23 protein-coding genes are annotated in these 13,810 nt (G+C 53.7%); 10 read left to right on the forward strand and 13 right to left on the reverse strand.

Translation table 11 applies throughout. The annotated features are described in order from the left end of the window. Window positions 1–61: 61 nt before the first annotated feature. The 12 genes from ABD920_RS13165 to ABD920_RS13220 all read right to left on the reverse strand — a co-directional run bounded on the left by ABD920_RS13165 (window position 62) and on the right by ABD920_RS13220 (window position 4,917). The gene (locus ABD920_RS13165) at window positions 62–196 is read right to left on the reverse strand and encodes a hypothetical protein (RefSeq protein WP_345159639.1); all 135 of its coding nucleotides are present in this window, start codon (window positions 194–196) and stop codon (window positions 62–64) included. Then, a complete protein-coding gene (locus tag ABD920_RS13170) occupies window positions 193–978 on the reverse strand; it encodes a recombinase RecT (RefSeq protein ID WP_345159641.1) in 786 nt (261 codons plus the stop codon). The genes ABD920_RS13165 and ABD920_RS13170 overlap by 4 nt, the downstream gene beginning before the upstream one ends. An 11-nt stretch (window positions 979–989) precedes the next feature. Then, window positions 990–1,862 (reverse strand): PD-(D/E)XK nuclease-like domain-containing protein, encoded by an 873-nt coding sequence (locus ABD920_RS13175; RefSeq protein ID WP_345159643.1) that lies wholly within the window; start codon window positions 1,860–1,862, stop codon window positions 990–992. Between the two features lie 66 nt (window positions 1,863–1,928). Further along, window positions 1,929–2,228, reverse strand: coding sequence for a hypothetical protein (locus ABD920_RS13180; protein ID WP_345159644.1), 300 nt, complete (start codon window positions 2,226–2,228; stop codon window positions 1,929–1,931). Between the two features lie 48 nt (window positions 2,229–2,276). After that, window positions 2,277–2,669: a hypothetical protein gene (locus ABD920_RS13185; RefSeq protein WP_345159645.1), complete on the reverse strand. Its 393-nt coding sequence runs from the start codon at window positions 2,667–2,669 to the stop codon at window positions 2,277–2,279. Between the two features lie 23 nt (window positions 2,670–2,692). Beyond that, on the reverse strand, window positions 2,693–3,139 hold the full coding sequence (locus ABD920_RS13190) for a hypothetical protein (RefSeq protein ID WP_345159646.1): 447 nt from the start codon (window positions 3,137–3,139) through the stop codon (window positions 2,693–2,695). A gap of 181 nt (window positions 3,140–3,320) precedes the next feature. After that, entirely contained in the window at window positions 3,321–3,617 is a 297-nt protein-coding gene (locus ABD920_RS13195) for a hypothetical protein (protein ID WP_345159647.1), read from the reverse strand. Between the two features lie 35 nt (window positions 3,618–3,652). Then, on the reverse strand, window positions 3,653–3,901 hold the full coding sequence (locus ABD920_RS13200; RefSeq protein ID WP_345159648.1) for a hypothetical protein: 249 nt from the start codon (window positions 3,899–3,901) through the stop codon (window positions 3,653–3,655). Between the two features lie 20 nt (window positions 3,902–3,921). Then, a complete protein-coding gene (locus ABD920_RS13205) occupies window positions 3,922–4,167 on the reverse strand; it encodes a hypothetical protein (RefSeq protein ID WP_345159650.1) in 246 nt (81 codons plus the stop codon). Between the two features lie 13 nt (window positions 4,168–4,180). Continuing rightward, window positions 4,181–4,459 (reverse strand): hypothetical protein, encoded by a 279-nt coding sequence (locus ABD920_RS13210; protein WP_345159652.1) that lies wholly within the window; start codon window positions 4,457–4,459, stop codon window positions 4,181–4,183. A 4-nt stretch (window positions 4,460–4,463) separates the two neighbouring features. Beyond that, entirely contained in the window at window positions 4,464–4,631 is a 168-nt protein-coding gene (locus tag ABD920_RS13215; RefSeq protein ID WP_345159653.1) for a hypothetical protein, read from the reverse strand. 37 nt (window positions 4,632–4,668) lie between these two features. Beyond that, window positions 4,669–4,917, reverse strand: coding sequence for a hypothetical protein (locus ABD920_RS13220; protein ID WP_345159655.1), 249 nt, complete (start codon window positions 4,915–4,917; stop codon window positions 4,669–4,671). Between the two features lie 104 nt (window positions 4,918–5,021). Between ABD920_RS13220 and ABD920_RS13225 the strand changes: the two genes are divergently transcribed. The 6 genes from ABD920_RS13225 (at window position 5,022) to ABD920_RS13250 (ending at window position 9,793) form a co-directional block, all read left to right on the forward strand. Next, on the forward strand, window positions 5,022–5,447 hold the full coding sequence (locus tag ABD920_RS13225) for a helix-turn-helix domain-containing protein (protein ID WP_345159656.1): 426 nt from the start codon (window positions 5,022–5,024) through the stop codon (window positions 5,445–5,447). 246 nt (window positions 5,448–5,693) lie between these two features. After that, complete coding sequence (locus tag ABD920_RS13230) at window positions 5,694–6,125, forward strand: hypothetical protein (protein WP_345159657.1); 432 nt, start codon at window positions 5,694–5,696, stop codon at window positions 6,123–6,125. 161 nt (window positions 6,126–6,286) lie between these two features. Continuing rightward, entirely contained in the window at window positions 6,287–6,784 is a 498-nt protein-coding gene (locus ABD920_RS13235; RefSeq protein ID WP_345159658.1) for a hypothetical protein, read from the forward strand. Continuing rightward, window positions 6,784–7,668, forward strand: coding sequence for a hypothetical protein (locus tag ABD920_RS13240; protein WP_345159659.1), 885 nt, complete (start codon window positions 6,784–6,786; stop codon window positions 7,666–7,668). Before ABD920_RS13235 ends, ABD920_RS13240 begins: the two co-directional genes overlap by 1 nt. 66 nt (window positions 7,669–7,734) lie before the next feature. Beyond that, complete coding sequence (locus ABD920_RS13245) at window positions 7,735–8,985, forward strand: tyrosine-type recombinase/integrase (RefSeq protein ID WP_345159661.1); 1,251 nt, start codon at window positions 7,735–7,737, stop codon at window positions 8,983–8,985. A gap of 451 nt (window positions 8,986–9,436) precedes the next feature. Continuing rightward, window positions 9,437–9,793: an SH3 domain-containing protein gene (locus ABD920_RS13250; protein ID WP_345159662.1), complete on the forward strand. Its 357-nt coding sequence runs from the start codon at window positions 9,437–9,439 to the stop codon at window positions 9,791–9,793. Between the two features lie 71 nt (window positions 9,794–9,864). Here the strand turns inward: ABD920_RS13250 and ABD920_RS13255 are convergent, their stop codons facing one another. Continuing rightward, on the reverse strand, window positions 9,865–10,251 hold the full coding sequence (locus tag ABD920_RS13255) for a T9SS type A sorting domain-containing protein (protein ID WP_345159664.1): 387 nt from the start codon (window positions 10,249–10,251) through the stop codon (window positions 9,865–9,867). Between the two features lie 162 nt (window positions 10,252–10,413). On the opposite strand from ABD920_RS13255, the gene ABD920_RS13260 reads away from it, so the two are divergent. The 4 genes from ABD920_RS13260 (at window position 10,414) to ABD920_RS13275 (ending at window position 13,794) form a co-directional block, all read left to right on the forward strand. Continuing rightward, window positions 10,414–11,532, forward strand: a complete 1,119-nt coding sequence (locus tag ABD920_RS13260; RefSeq protein ID WP_425568620.1) for an NAD(P)/FAD-dependent oxidoreductase — start codon at window positions 10,414–10,416, stop codon at window positions 11,530–11,532. 187 nt (window positions 11,533–11,719) lie between these two features. After that, window positions 11,720–12,847 (forward strand): type III polyketide synthase, encoded by a 1,128-nt coding sequence (locus ABD920_RS13265; RefSeq protein ID WP_345159667.1) that lies wholly within the window; start codon window positions 11,720–11,722, stop codon window positions 12,845–12,847. Then, window positions 12,822–13,532, forward strand: coding sequence for a methyltransferase domain-containing protein (locus ABD920_RS13270; protein WP_345159668.1), 711 nt, complete (start codon window positions 12,822–12,824; stop codon window positions 13,530–13,532). Before ABD920_RS13265 ends, ABD920_RS13270 begins: the two co-directional genes overlap by 26 nt. Window positions 13,533–13,584: 52 nt before the next feature. Further along, window positions 13,585–13,794, forward strand: a complete 210-nt coding sequence (locus ABD920_RS13275) for a hypothetical protein (protein ID WP_345159669.1) — start codon at window positions 13,585–13,587, stop codon at window positions 13,792–13,794. The last annotated feature ends 16 nt before the right edge of the window (window positions 13,795–13,810 follow it).

Genomic DNA, 13,810 nt, shown 5'->3' on the forward strand with positions numbered 1-13,810 from the left:
GGGCTCAGGCTGTGGACAAACTCCCAGAGCTTGTAGCGTGGCGGGTACTCGCGCTCCATGGCTATATGTGGAGGTGCACATCCTCCGGCTTCTCAGGCGGTTGTGCTTTGGGCTTCCTGTAGCGCATGATGGCGTAGGAGACCAGCACCGCCAGCACCCCCACCCGGAGGAAGAAAGCCGCTGCGTCCTGGCTCATGACTGCACCTCCTCCGCTGCCTCTTCCAATTCTCCCTGGCCAGTTACATCTTCAGCTTCATCGAAGAGCGCAGCGGCATTGCTCCGGGCCTTGGTTGCCTGCTCTGCCTCAAAGTCAATCCCGTTGTTCTGGTTATCCAGCTGCAGCGCATTCACCACAGCTTCGCTGACATCGGTTTTCGGCAGGTACTTATAGAGGCGCTTCACGACAGTTTTCTTCCACATCTCATCTTCATCCGTTTTCCAGCTGCCTTCATTCTTCTTACCCATCTCCGATCGCTGCTTGATGGAGCCTATCTGTTCGGCGCGCATGAACTCAAATTGGTAGCCTCCATTGTGCAGGAAGGCCACGGCGTACACGCCGACCTTCTTGCCACGGTCTCCCATCACCTCCGGCTTGTGTTCAATCTTGGGGCTGGTACCCTGCTGAATAAAGAAGTAGTCCTGCTCATAGACCACCTCGGCGTAAATGTTCTTCACGCTGCCAGCATCCGTCAGCACCTTGATCAGGCCCATATAGGAAGGGTCCAGTATGCACTCTCCTTTGCGCGGCACCAGGTAAGCCAGCTTCAGCACCGGGTTCAGCGTGAGGCCTGTGAGGGCGCAGTTAACAATGGCATTCTTGATGCTGTCCGGGTTGGTCTTCGCCAGGAAGGCATTCTTCTGGAGGATTTGCATGGCGAATCCTGCTTCCTTACCGAAATCCAGGTTGCTCTTTACTGCCTCGAACTTGGGCCGGGCCGCTACGATAATGTCTCTGGTTTGTACAACTATATTGCTCATGTCTCTCTTGATTAAAGTTTTTCACGATAAGCGTAAGCCGGAAGCTCCAGCTCCAGCACACCTTGTGCTTCTTCAGGTGCGAACATCTCATAGCCCCTGTGCAGGCCGGTTGTCAGCGCGTCCGTGTATTTGTCCATAGCCAGCTGGTACTCGTAGCGGCCCTGCGCCATGAAGCCATCGGTGGGCTTATAGATGGCAGCAGCATAAGGGTATTCCTTTTCCTGCGCCACGAACACGAACAGCTTCTCCTGCTGCGTGATGAACTCCAGCACATCGGCATACAGCGCCGCCTGCAGGTGATATCCATAGTTAGCAGCGGCCCTGCTGAATCCTTCCGGGCTGGCGTCGTCACACGTCTTCAGGTCGATAATGGCTTTTGGCTTAAGCCAGTCCGGCCGCACCTTCACCTTCACACCGCCGAAGTCAGCGTAGTGCGACACTTCGGCCACGCCGTTGGAGAAAAGCTGCTTGATGCTGGGGTTGGAGAACAAAGCCGCCTGCATGTCCAGTAGCTTCTGGTAGTCATCCACCGTGAGGCAGGTTTTGCCGATGTGCTGCGCTTCCTGCTCAGCGCGCCACTCCTTGTAGACCTTCGTGGCTCGCGGATTACCCCCGCCTATTTCTGCCACAATGCCGGCATCTATCAGGCAGTAGTATTCTTTGTAGAATTGCTCCGGCTCCAGCACCAGGGTATGGTAGGCACTGCCGAAGGCCAGCGTAGGAGATGGCTTTTGCGGCGGCTGGTTGAAGAAGTGATACACGGACTTCTTGTTGATCAGCTTCAGCCCGGAGGAGCCGATGAAATGTGTCTGCGAATGGTAAAACTCGTTGGTGTCATTTTGCACCAGGCAGGCAGCGCCTTGCAGGTCGATAGAATTTTTCATTATTTTTGCGTTAAAGGTTTATTGTTTGAGTAAGGAAGAGCCGCATCCCCGCGGCTCTTCTGCTTTTTAGCTGATGGTCACCACAGAGCACCCCCACTCCTTGAAGTATTCCACCTCCTCGGCCAGCACCGTCTCCAGCACCGCGGCCTGCAGGTCGTAGAGGTCCGGAGAGTCCAGGAAGAAGCGCACGTTGGCGTCAGTGGCATCCACGGCGATCTCCACCATGAATTTCTTTTTCTCGCCTCCTTTGAAAATGGGGATCATCAGGTTGAAGGTGTTCTTCCATTCAATGCCGGACACGGTGCGCTCAATGGAATTCAGGCTGTCCCCGCGGTTGCTGGAGTGCTGGGCGATGCTGGTGGTCACTGTGGCGTTGAACTTCTCCAGCGCTGCTAAAATGGCAGCATTCTCGTCTCAGTCGGCGAACATGAACCGCACCTGCTTGAGCATGCGCTTTAGCTCCTGCACGCTCCAGCGCTTATCACTATTCACCTGCAGCAGCTTCAGCTCCTCGCTTTCCACCAGCCTGCCTACAATCGTGTCTCCCAACGTGCTCTTTTCGTTGAGCTGAAGCGCGAGCTGCTTCTTCTCGCGGTCCACGTAAAGCGTTGAGTAGTCGGGCTGGTATAGCACGTTTCTGTCACCGTCCAGCATCCCCACCTTTCTCTCCAGGTATTCCCTCGGTGCGGTGATGGCACCTGTAACCTGCACCAGTTCCGGCTCTCTGATGACTGCGGCCTCTCCTTTGCGGATGACCAGCTCTTTGGTGTCTCCCGACACGTGGATGTTGATTTCTTGCTCTTTCATTAATGGTTATAGCTAAAGGATGATTAATAATCAGTGTCCCCGGCAGCACGGTGCAGGCGGGTGATGCTCATGAAGTTGGTCTGGCGCTCCTCCGGCAGCAGCGGCCTGGAGTTGACCATGCGGCCCGTCGCGTCGTAGAAGCCCATCATGCGGTTCTCCTGGTCATCGATCATGTACAGGTCGCCTTTGACTTCAATCTGGCCGGTCTTCACCGCGAAGGCGCTCACCTCCAGGCTCTGCTCGAAAGGCTTGCGCTCTGCCTTCATGTGATCGGAGTACTCTTTGATCTTCTCGTTGATGGATTGGATCTTGATGTAGCTCTCGGTGACGTTGGCGCGGTGAGCGGAAACCTCCTCTTCTGTGAGTGCCCGCATGAACTTTTCATCTGCGAGTATTTTGTAGGAGTTGGCGCGCAGGTTCTCCTTGATCAGTTCGGGCGGGTTGCCCTCGAATAGCTGTTTTTCTAACATGGCTTGATTGATTATTTGACTGTGACTTTGAGTATGGGCAATGCTGTTTTAGGGCGTTGTAGGATCTGGTCGAGCCGCTGGTTCTCAAGGAACTGTTCTGTTTGGGTGAGCCTGATTCTGGAAGGCAGCTCTCTTAGCGGGCAGGCGTAGGAACCTCTCGGCACCTTGGGGCTGGTTCTTTTCATGCCGCCACCTCCTTCCTTGTGCGCTGCTCCAGCGCCTGGCGCTGCGCTTCTTCAGCACGGCCCCAGCGGGAGGCGCCCCAAGCGATCAGGCCGCAGCCCCCGCCGATGCCGAAGATGACGAACTGGAGCAGCAGGCTCCGGGCTTCTTCCCGGTCTGCCAGGGTGGCGGCGGCGGGTTTGATAAGGGAGATTACTTCGTCGGAACTGGCGGCTATACCGACCGCATAGGCAAGGGTCATCCCGATCAGGCCCAGCGCGACGAGCACCGCGGCCTTCGTTTTTTCATTTTTCATGTGTGGTTTTTAGGGGTGCTTAAGGGTGGTGAGGGTTAGCGACCGATGAGTGAGGTGAGCGGCTTCTTCTTGTAGCGGTAAGAGCTTTTATCCTTCTTGCCGGCCATCCCCTCCGTGAGGAAGGACTGGTAATAGAGCGTGTGCTTCTTGGCCTTCACGTGGCCGCCCTTCAGGGCCGGCGGGGTGGTGGCGCAGCCGCCCAGCAGCACAGCAAGGGCGAAGAGGATCGCAAAGTAGAGGGCGGTGCCCACGAGGGCTTTTCTGTTTTGTGATGGAGCATTCATGGTTTTATGGGGTTAGAGGGTTAGGAATTCTGAGTAGAATACACCTGGTCAGGTGTCAGGACCTGGCGGGCATCAAAGGTGCTGTTTCCCGCTGCGTCCTTTTCAATGGTGTGCACCCATTCCCCGCACTTGCTCTTCCCCTTCACCGTGACCGGCATCAGGCACTCTTTGCCCCGCTCGTTCTTGGTCAGCACATACACATTGTGGCCGATATTGTATTGCCCGTTGGAGGCTTTCGATAGTCTTAGTTTGAGTAGATTGATCATAGTTTGCGCTGTGTTATGATGCGTACTTGCTGTCCAGGTAGGCGATGATGGAGGGCATCGAGAACTCCGGCTTCTTCTCCGACTTGTAGCGGCGCTCCAGCTCTCCCCTCTCTGCCGCGGCGTGGATGCCCGTGGTGCTTTTGATGCCGGTCATCTTCATGGCCTCCCTTATGGAGATCCACCCCAGTTGGCGCAGCACCGTGTCGTGGATGGCCTGCCGGCGCTTCACCGACTCCAGCCCCGCGATGATGGCGCTGTATTCCTTGGCCCCTAAAATGACTGCTGATTCCATTGGATTAGGATCGGTTAGCGTTTCGTGCCGCCATAAAATCATCTGCCATGGCGTAGGCGTCGCGGGCAAGGTCCCGACTGGAGTAGCTCTCCGATATCTCCCGTGTGCGGAGCAGGGACAGCAGGGCCACCAGTGCGGCTATATCCCGGAGTATTTTGCGTAGTCTCAGCATGATTATATACCTTATCTAAGATTTACCGTATTCGATTCTAAGCAACCGACTTCAGCTCTTCTGCCTTCAGGAACTTCTCCGGGATGTTGAAATGTGGCAGGTCTACACGTATCATGAAAATCAGCACATCCAATTTCGGAGACCGGCCATACCGCACATTTGTGATGGTAGAGAACTTTAGCTCCGGATTTGCGACTTTCACCTTGTCAGCATACTCCGTGGTGAACTTGCTTGTCACCTTGGTTAGAAGCTCCATGTAGAGCTGCTTATTTTCTTTCCTTGTCATCGCTTTTATTATCTTTGTTTGTACAGTACAAATATATGTTCTTTTATCGAACATCACAATAGATTGTTACAATAAAGAACAAATATATTTTCTATAAAAGAACAGTGGAAACAGAATACACTATTAACCAAAGGCTTACAGACGTAAGAAACACGTTAAAGCTGACACAAGATGAGGCTGCTCAAGGAGCTGGAATGAATCGTGCGGCTTTATCAAAGATTGAAAACGGAAAACAAGAGGTGCCAGTATCGCTCATACTGTTCTATGATAGAACTCATAAGGTTTCTGGTGAATGGTTGTTGACCGGAGAGGGCACGATGGGGAAAGCAGGCACCAACTTCTCCGACAACAAGATCAAGGGCAACGCAAACGTGCAGGGCTATGGAAACACGGCACCGGCCAGGGACGAGGAGTGCCGGCAGGAGCTGGCCAAGGCGAAGGAGGAACTGGAGAAGTGGAGAAACAAGAGCTTCGAGCTTCAAGAGAAATTGTATGAGCTTTCTGAAGAAATAAGAAAATCGAAGGGGTAGACCTGATGTTACAAACCAGCCTGCATCTGACAAAGATAATGCGCCGAAACTGTGCAATTCCAGCGGCGGTGTAAAGTGTTTCCCCGGCCTATTTCGACAGTTTACACACTGCCTCAGCAGAATAGGAACATCGGAACGTGTAAAAGCCGATGTTACAACAGTGCTACAAACTACCTTTTTTAGTCTGAATACCGGTGTTACGTTTGGGCATCAAAAGACCTTGACCAATAACACCCTTATAGTACCATGTTTACCGAACTCATCGTGGCGGGCGCAGCAGTAGGCGGCCTGCAGTTGGGGTACCTCTTCGCCATGTATAAGAAAGAGAATGTTACAAAGCCTGAAGCTCCCGTGTTTCGGGGGAACGAGATCGAGGGCAACCACAATGTGCAGGGGAACGGCAACCAAACCCTACTTCCCATGGACGTGGACGCGCACCTGCAACGGATGTACCAAGAGAACGACCGGCTCTATAAGTTCATAGACGATATGAGCGGCACGATCTCGATACAGGCGGCCAGGATCCTGGAGCTGGAGGCGCAAAAGCGGGAGATAGAGGGGCGGGCGACCGGCTTCCACGTATTGCCCGCACCGTGTAGGGAGCTGAGGCCGGAGGCGCCAACGCCCCCAAGGCAGGGCGGGGTGAGCATCTACCCCCGGCAGCGGGTGGCGGTGTGATTTAGATATATAGAAATATGCGCAAGCTCCTCTTCTTCCTCAAAGCCGCCGCCGTCCTGGCGACAGCACGGCCGCCAGCTGGCAGTGGGAGCGGAAGAAGCTGCGGCGGGAGTATGAGGAGAGGTTTAAATAGAAAGTGTCATCTATTATAATAGTTAGCGTTGGAATCAAATATTTTATACTACTCAACCAACACCAAGATTGCATTTCGTATAAATCAAGATTATTATCATGGCAAGCACTTTGTATGGTGTTGCCCTGTTTTTAATCCATCCGCCGAACATAGACATTCTAAATTCGCTGACATTCCCCCAAGCTCAAATCCTCACAATATATACTGCCGTTTAAAGGAAGACATCAAAGGAAGAGACAGAGACAGCTCTAAGATAAAGGCGAATAAGAGAGGCTTGAAGGCAGGTGCTGCTTTTAAACTAAAAGAAGGGGTTATTACAGAGTCCCAATATGGCGAGATAGTTCACATGATAAACAAGGCCTCTTTTGAAGAATTTACTCCGTATATTTATGTAATACGAGAAGACATGGTGAATGCCAGGGTAAACAGGGTGTCCGTAAAAAAAACCGCTAATCCTTTAGGTGTAGAATACCAAATTGCTGATTTAGACAAAAGTGAATTTGAAATTTTAGACATACAACTCTAATGAGGCGCTTTACTAATATAGAGACAATAGCAGCGTATGGCAGGTTGTTAGAATTTAGCTCAAATAAACGTTATGGAGTAATTGAAAATAATTTTTCAAACAGCGTTATTGATAACATTGCTCTTCAGTTCAATCAGGAAATAAAGAAAAAAGAAGGGTTGGACATAATTGAACTGGAAGACAATGAAATGATCATTAAATATGAGGACATAGTTGATGATCTACTTACTAAGTTCACTTATAAGAATATAATAAAAGATGAAACGGATGAGGGTCAACTTCTAAAAAGTAGCTATGAGATTCCCTCTGATTATCTTAAAGACAAGCGAGTGGGCGTGGCAGCTTATTTAAAAGAAAATATTAAGCCTTGGTCTGTTTCTATGCCTAATTTGGTGGCTTTCTGTAAAACCGCACATGCTGCTTCTGCATCAAATTGGGGAGAAGATTATCCACAAGAAATATTTTTGACTTCTGAAGCTATTCTTAAAGGCAGGAAAAGAATGATTTTTGCCCATGTGGGTAAGGCTAACCCTGAAATGAGGCAAAGAACTAATATAGATTGGGAAATCAGATCTATTTGTTTTTTTTCGAGTCCTGCCTATTCCAGCCTTATAGACTCTCCTACTATGATATTTCTTAAAATTTTAAGAGATTATGGGTTGGATATCAAAATCAATGACATTACTAAAAGATTTATATACAAATTATCTTTACCTAAGACGTTTTCTACCAACGATTTAGTCATAGACGTTCAAAACAGGAAAGAAGGTGCGTTTAAAACTGTCATGCACATGATGCAAACCTACTTAGGATTTTATATTAGTTGTGGTTATGTTTTGAAGGATCAGGCATTACTTAAAGATTCTTTGGCAGGGAGAATATAGGCTTTCCATTTCGCCACCTGCTCTCCACCACAATGTGCAGCGAGAGTTTGCCAATACATCTACCTCATGGCCACTCTCAAAGCCACCCTCAACCCCCGCCCAAAAAAGGACAAGACCCACCAGGTCCTGATCCGGGTGACGCACGCGCGCGCCGTGGTGTACGCGGGGCTGGACATCCACCTGCCCAAAAAGGACTGGCACAAGTCCGGCTCGCTGGAGAACCGCAACTGGGTGAAGGCGGGCCATCCGCTCTCTGACATCTTTAACGAGCGGATCGCGGAGGCCATCCGGCGGCTCCGGGAGGTGGCCGCTCGGCTGGAGGCGGCCGGCGCCTACACGGCCGCGCAGGTGAAGGCCCGCTACCTGGCCGGCGACGCCCCGGAGCAGGCGGACTTCGTAGCCTTCTTCGCTCTGCAGGTGGAGGAGAAGGAGCGCCAGGTAGCCTCGGGCGAGGGCACCTACTCGAACTTCAAGCGCCACCGCTCCGTGCAGCGCAAGCTGGCCGCCTATGCCCCATCACTGCCGATGGAGAAGCTGACGCTCCAGTTCCTGCAGGCCTACCGCTCGCACCTGTTCACGGCCTACGGCAACGCCCCGAACTCCGTGGCTAAGGACCTCACGGTGCTGCGCACGGTCTACTACAGCGCCCGCAAGCTGGGCCTGGCCCCGCCGGGCGCGGACCCGTTCGACGGGGTGCCCCTCACCTACGAGCAGCCCCGCAAGCACACGCTCACGGTAACAGAGCTGAAGGCGCTGAAGGAGATGGCCCTGCCGGAGCGGCTGCACCACGCGCGCAACCTGTACCTGCTGCAGTTCTTCGCCAACGGCGCGCGGGTAGGCGACATGATGCTCTTGCGCCATGGCCACATCGACTTCGCCCGGCGGCGGGTGCACTACACCATGCAGAAGACGGGCAAGCACGTGAGCTTCCGGATAACCGAGGGCGTGGCCTGGGTGCTGGGCCAGTACCTGCCCGCCCGCGCCGACGCCTTCCTGCTGCCCTTCCTCTCGGGAAAACTGGCATCGGACCCGCACCCTTTAAGGAGCGCAGCCCTGCGCCAGGAGATAGAGTCGAAGACCGCCGTGGTAAACAGGCTGCTGAAGGAGATACTGAAGCTGATGGGGGTGGACAAACACATCACCACCCACACGGCGCGGCACACCTTCGCGGCGGTGGCGGCCCGCTCGGGCACGAACGCCGCGGTGTTCCAGGGGCTGCTCGGACACTCCTCGCTCCGGGAGACCCAGCACTACCTGGACGAGTTCCTCGAGGAGGAGACCGACGCCCACTCCGAGCGCATCTACGGGGGGATTTAGGCGGGTTGTTTAAGCATTGTTTAAGCAGGATTTTGAAAAGATGCCCGTATGATACAGGGAGGCCGTTTTTTGGAGATGTGCCGATTCTGGGCGAGGCCACAACTTATTGCCAGAGAGCCCGCTTTTCACGGTGAAAGCGGGCTCTCTGGTTTTTAGGAGGTCGGTATAACAGGGTACAGCAGCTCATGTATTGGCTTAGGTAAGCGCTTACACAGCACGGAGAAAACCAATCCCAGGTGTGAGAAACCTCACAAATAGCTAAGAGCTCCCTTCTATCCTGCTGCCCATATATTCTCAACTCCCCTTAGGCGCAGGCAAAAGCTTTAAAGCCCTGCTATCTATATACCTGCTATCTATATATAAAACAGCGCACTACACTAAAAATTAGGCAAGGAGCGCAACTTTATCTGCAAAAATACATATATAGGTAGCAAGCCATATCCAGCCGCAGATGAGATCCGTTATCGCCTTTACAGCCTTTGCCGCTTTGCTCGTTGCTTTTTCCTGCAACGACAGCAGCCTTTCTGTGGGGCAAGACAACGCGGAGGCTACTATCGCCAGCGAAACAGGCACCCCGGCCCCACTGCCAAACGACGTTATATATTCTTCGCGGGCGCTTATCAGCGGGAAGTTATATGCACGCCCGAGCTTCGACGGCACCGTGCTCGCCCATTTCGACACCTCGCAGCAACTGCACATTATCGATACTGCAGGCGACATCTTTGTGAAGGTGCGGCTGCTGCACGACACCTCCTCCCAGACCGGCTATATACCCCGGGCCATTCTGCCGGAGCAGGGGCAGCCTTGACTCCCGGGCAGCCATAAAGAAAGGCAGCCCTTTGCAGGAGCTGCCTTCTATATAAGTTCTATCAGATTAAGTTACTTTACCACCACCCGGCGCACCGTGCTGTAGCCGTCCGTTTCCAATTTCACGTAGTAAAGCCCTTTGGCGTAGCTGTTCAGGTCAACAGTTCTGGAAAAGTGCGCATCTGAGCGGGTAAGCGTTTCATGGAAAATCTCGTTCCCGATAACATTGATGATGCTCAGGTTTATCGTGCGTGCATCGAGGTTTTTTACCGAAATGGTAAAAACGCCGTTGCTTGGGTTCGGATAAATAGCGATATTCTCGTCTGAAGATTCTAAATTGAGGGGGTTCTGCTTCTCAGCCTGTTGGGTGTTAGCCTGTACCTGCACAGGCGGCCGGTCCTGGGCATGCGCCAGTAGCACTGACATGCAGGTGAAAAGCGAAAGTACAAGTTGTTTCATATATCTTATGTCGTAAAGTCTTATTCAAATGATCAAAAGTTGTTCCATTTATTAAGAACGGGGGGGACATTTTTTTGTTCTTGCATTGTACACCCTGAAATTACGCTATTCACCAAAATTCGGCTGTCTGTTTAGGATAAAAATCATATACAAAAATAAAATATTTTGGCAGAGGATGTCGTTATTATCGGTGGCGGTTTAGCCGGGTTGGTCAGTGCACTGGGTTTGGCCAGGGCCGGGCGACAGGTAACGCTGATTGAGAAAAAAACTTACCCGTTCCACAGGGTATGCGGGGAGTATGTCTCGAACGAGGTATTGCCTTTCCTTCGGACGCTCGGGGTAGAACTCAGCTCCCTCAGCCCTGCCCGCATCAGCCGCTTCCAGTTGTCCTCCCCCACCGGCAAAACGCTGGAGTCCAAGCTCGACCTGGGTGGCTTTGGCCTCAGCCGCTTCACCCTCGACCACTACCTCTACGAACTGGCAAAGCAGCAGGGCGTGAGCTTTATGTTGCAGCAAACGGCGCAGGAAGTGGTATTCGAAGATGACGCCTTCGCTGTGCACTTGTCCGGCGGCGGCACATTGCAAGCCAGGGTCGTGCTGGGCGCCTACGGCAAGCGCGCCAATCTGGACCGGCAACTGAACCGCCGCTTCTTCAGGGCGCGCTCCCCCTATATCGGCGTTAAGTATCATATTGCCTATGATTTCCCAACAGACCTGATCGCCCTGCACAACTTCAAGGACGGTTATGCCGGCATCTCGGCCATTGAGGATAACCGCTACTGCTTCTGCTACCTCACCACCCGCCAGAACCTGAAGCAGCAGGGCAGTATCCCGGCCATGGAGCAGGCCGTGCTGTGCCGCAACCCGCACCTGCGCCGGATATTTGAACAGGCTACTTTTTTATATGAGCAGCCGGAGGTGATCAACGAAATCTCCTTTGCCACCAAAACCTGCCTTGAGAACCACATGCTGATGTGCGGCGACGCGGCAGGCATGATCACGCCACTTTGCGGCAACGGCATGGCCATGGCCATGCACTCGGGCAAAATAGCCACAGAGCAAGTACTCCAGTATTTCCGCAATGGCCACAACCGGCAGGAACTGGAGGCTGGCTACAGCCTCCGCTGGAAAAAGAATTTCGAAAGCCGCCTAAAGGTGGGCCGCACCGTACAACAACTTTTCGGCAGCACTGTTTTGTCCGAAGTGGCGGTGGGCACGCTGCGGCACCTGCCTTTTGCCACGCAGCTTATCATGCGCCGCACGCACGGGCAGCCCTTTTGACGCCGCATCCCCAGCCGTTCACATCTAGTAGGCAGGCGCTTGCGTAGTTAGAAGCGTTAACTAATGCACACCTAACGTTGCTTGCTTCGCAGCGGAAAGCTGTAACTATTCCCAGAGATTTGTGTTGAACATATGGCCGCACCTGAGGGCGCAGGCAACGGTTACCAATAACGGAGAATAAAACTACATGAAGAGCTATATATGCGCCATCGGCACAGCCAACCCGGCCCACAGAATACCGCAGATGCAGATAGCGGACTTTATGGCGGCAGCGCTGCAGTTTGATGAGCAGGACACCCGCAAGCTCAAGGCCCTGTACCGCGTGTCGGGCATCGGCCAGCGCTATAGCGTGCTTCAGGATTATACCCGCCAGAACGGGGACTTCACCTTTTACCCCAACACCCCCACGCTGGAACCCTTCCCAACAGTGCAGCAGCGCATGGACGAGTACCGCAAATATGCTGTGGAGCTTTCGGAGGACGCCATCCGCAGCTGCCTGAAGCAGGCGACTTCTGTCTCGCTGCCCGAAATCACGCACCTCATCACGGTTAGCTGCACCGGCATGTATGCCCCCGGCCTGGACATAGAACTGGTGGAGAAACTGGGATTGTCGCCCTGTGTGCAGCGCACGGCCGTTAACTTCATGGGTTGCTACGCAGCCTTCAACGCCATTAAACTCGCTGACGCCATTTGCAGGGCCAACCCGGAGGCAAAAGTGATGATGGTTTGCACGGAGATCTGCACCATCCATTTCCAGAAACACGCCCAGCAGGACCACTTGGTGTCGAATGCACTGTTTGGCGACGGCGCTGCCGCCGTGCTGATGCAGGGCCAGCCAAACCAGGAGGTCAGCCTGGAGCTGCAGTCGTTCCACTGCGACCTGGCTCCGGCGGGCAAGCGCGATATGGCGTGGCACATCGGCGACACCGGCTTCGAGATGACGCTGTCCTCCTACGTGCCCGACCTTATCAAGAAAGGCATCAAGGAGCTGACGGACCGACTGCTGAAGGGGCTCAAGACCACGGTGTCGGAGATAAAGCTGTTCGCCATCCACCCGGGCGGGCGCCGCATACTGGAGGTAATTGAGCAGGAACTGGGCATGTCGCGCAACGACAACCGCTTTGCCTACCAGGTGCTGCGCGAGTTCGGCAACATGTCGTCGGCCACGGTGCTGTTTGTGCTGAAGGAGCTGATGGACAGCCTGACCACCGAAGAGCAGGACGAACCGGTGCTGAGCTTTGCCTTCGGCCCCGGCCTCACCCTTGAATCCATGTTACTGAAGGTGCATTATGCGGAAGCTAAAGCAGCGGTCTGACGAGCCGGAACTGATGGACGACCTGTCGCTGACAGGCGAGGAACTGCGCCAGAACCTATATGAGCTGGAGGTGATCAATAACTGGCTCGGCGGCCACAAGGTGGTACTGGATGCCCTGCATAAGCTGGCGAAAAAGCAGCCGGCGCGGCAACCGCTGCGCATTGCCGATATCGGATGCGGCGGCGGCGACACGCTGCAGCGCATTGCCCGCTGGGCGCGCCGGAAAAACATACCGGTGGAGCTGACAGGGGTGGACGCCAACGGTTATATGGTGCAGTACGCCCGCCGCCGCTGCCAGGCCTACCCGGAGATCAGCATTGAGCAGCACGACGTTTTCTCCGAGACCTTCGCACAGCAGCCTTACGACATCACCGTCTGCAGCCTCTTCTGCCATCACTTTACCCATCCGCAACTGGTGCGGATGTTCGGCCAGCTGTACCGGCAGGCCCGCCTCGGGGTAATCATCAACGACCTGCACCGGCACTGGCTGGCTTATTACGCGATCATGTACCTGACAAAGGTTCTCCCTTGCTCATACCTGGTTCGGAACGATGCCCCACTGTCGGTGTGGCGGGCGTTTAAGCGCAGCGAGCTGAAACAGTTGGCGCAGCAGGCGGGCGTGCAGGAATATAAACTGCGCTGGATGTGGGCCTTCCGGTGGCAATTGCTTTTGTTTAAGCGGTAATTCTTCGTATATTCATCTGAAAGCCACCCGCATCTGAAGCTACCGTATACCTATGAACAAAAGAACGCTTTACTTCTGGTTGATTTTTGCCGCCTCCATTGTCATTTCTGCCGTCATCATTTCTGTTCTGGTCAAGGCGATGAAGCTGGTCCTGGTGGTGATTCTCGTGCTGGCGCTGGCCCCCGTGGTATTCTTCACGCTGAAGAAGATCCTGCTGCCCGACAAGAAAGACGGCTCGGAGAAACTCAAGACGCGGCACTAACCAAACTTTCACCTCC

Source organism: Pontibacter saemangeumensis (genome assembly GCF_039541895.1).
GTDB classification, from domain to species: Bacteria; Bacteroidota; Bacteroidia; order Cytophagales; family Hymenobacteraceae; genus Pontibacter; species Pontibacter saemangeumensis.

Bases quoted from the DNA above. Each gene is read 5' to 3' on its own strand.
- ABD920_RS13165 (WP_345159639.1), bottom strand. From the start codon at position 196: ATGAGCCAGGACGCAGCGGCTTTCTTCCTCCGGGTGGGGGTGCTGGCG.
- ABD920_RS13170 (WP_345159641.1), bottom strand. From the start codon at position 978: ATGAGCAATATAGTTGTACAAACCAGAGACATTATCGTAGCGGCCCGG.
- ABD920_RS13175 (WP_345159643.1), bottom strand. From the start codon at position 1,862: ATGAAAAATTCTATCGACCTGCAAGGCGCTGCCTGCCTGGTGCAAAAT.
- ABD920_RS13185 (WP_345159645.1), bottom strand. From the start codon at position 2,669: ATGAAAGAGCAAGAAATCAACATCCACGTGTCGGGAGACACCAAAGAG.
- ABD920_RS13190 (WP_345159646.1), bottom strand. From the start codon at position 3,139: ATGTTAGAAAAACAGCTATTCGAGGGCAACCCGCCCGAACTGATCAAG.
- ABD920_RS13195 (WP_345159647.1), bottom strand. From the start codon at position 3,617: ATGAAAAATGAAAAAACGAAGGCCGCGGTGCTCGTCGCGCTGGGCCTG.
- ABD920_RS13200 (WP_345159648.1), bottom strand. From the start codon at position 3,901: ATGAATGCTCCATCACAAAACAGAAAAGCCCTCGTGGGCACCGCCCTC.
- ABD920_RS13205 (WP_345159650.1), bottom strand. From the start codon at position 4,167: ATGATCAATCTACTCAAACTAAGACTATCGAAAGCCTCCAACGGGCAA.
- ABD920_RS13210 (WP_345159652.1), bottom strand. From the start codon at position 4,459: ATGGAATCAGCAGTCATTTTAGGGGCCAAGGAATACAGCGCCATCATC.
- ABD920_RS13215 (WP_345159653.1), bottom strand. From the start codon at position 4,631: ATGCTGAGACTACGCAAAATACTCCGGGATATAGCCGCACTGGTGGCC.
- ABD920_RS13220 (WP_345159655.1), bottom strand. From the start codon at position 4,917: ATGACAAGGAAAGAAAATAAGCAGCTCTACATGGAGCTTCTAACCAAG.
- ABD920_RS13230 (WP_345159657.1), top strand. From the start codon at position 5,694: ATGTTTACCGAACTCATCGTGGCGGGCGCAGCAGTAGGCGGCCTGCAG.
- ABD920_RS13240 (WP_345159659.1), top strand. From the start codon at position 6,784: ATGAGGCGCTTTACTAATATAGAGACAATAGCAGCGTATGGCAGGTTG.
- ABD920_RS13245 (WP_345159661.1), top strand. From the start codon at position 7,735: ATGGCCACTCTCAAAGCCACCCTCAACCCCCGCCCAAAAAAGGACAAG.
- ABD920_RS13250 (WP_345159662.1), top strand. From the start codon at position 9,437: ATGAGATCCGTTATCGCCTTTACAGCCTTTGCCGCTTTGCTCGTTGCT.
- ABD920_RS13255 (WP_345159664.1), bottom strand. From the start codon at position 10,251: ATGAAACAACTTGTACTTTCGCTTTTCACCTGCATGTCAGTGCTACTG.
- ABD920_RS13265 (WP_345159667.1), top strand. From the start codon at position 11,720: ATGAAGAGCTATATATGCGCCATCGGCACAGCCAACCCGGCCCACAGA.
- ABD920_RS13270 (WP_345159668.1), top strand. From the start codon at position 12,822: ATGCGGAAGCTAAAGCAGCGGTCTGACGAGCCGGAACTGATGGACGAC.
- ABD920_RS13275 (WP_345159669.1), top strand. From the start codon at position 13,585: ATGAACAAAAGAACGCTTTACTTCTGGTTGATTTTTGCCGCCTCCATT.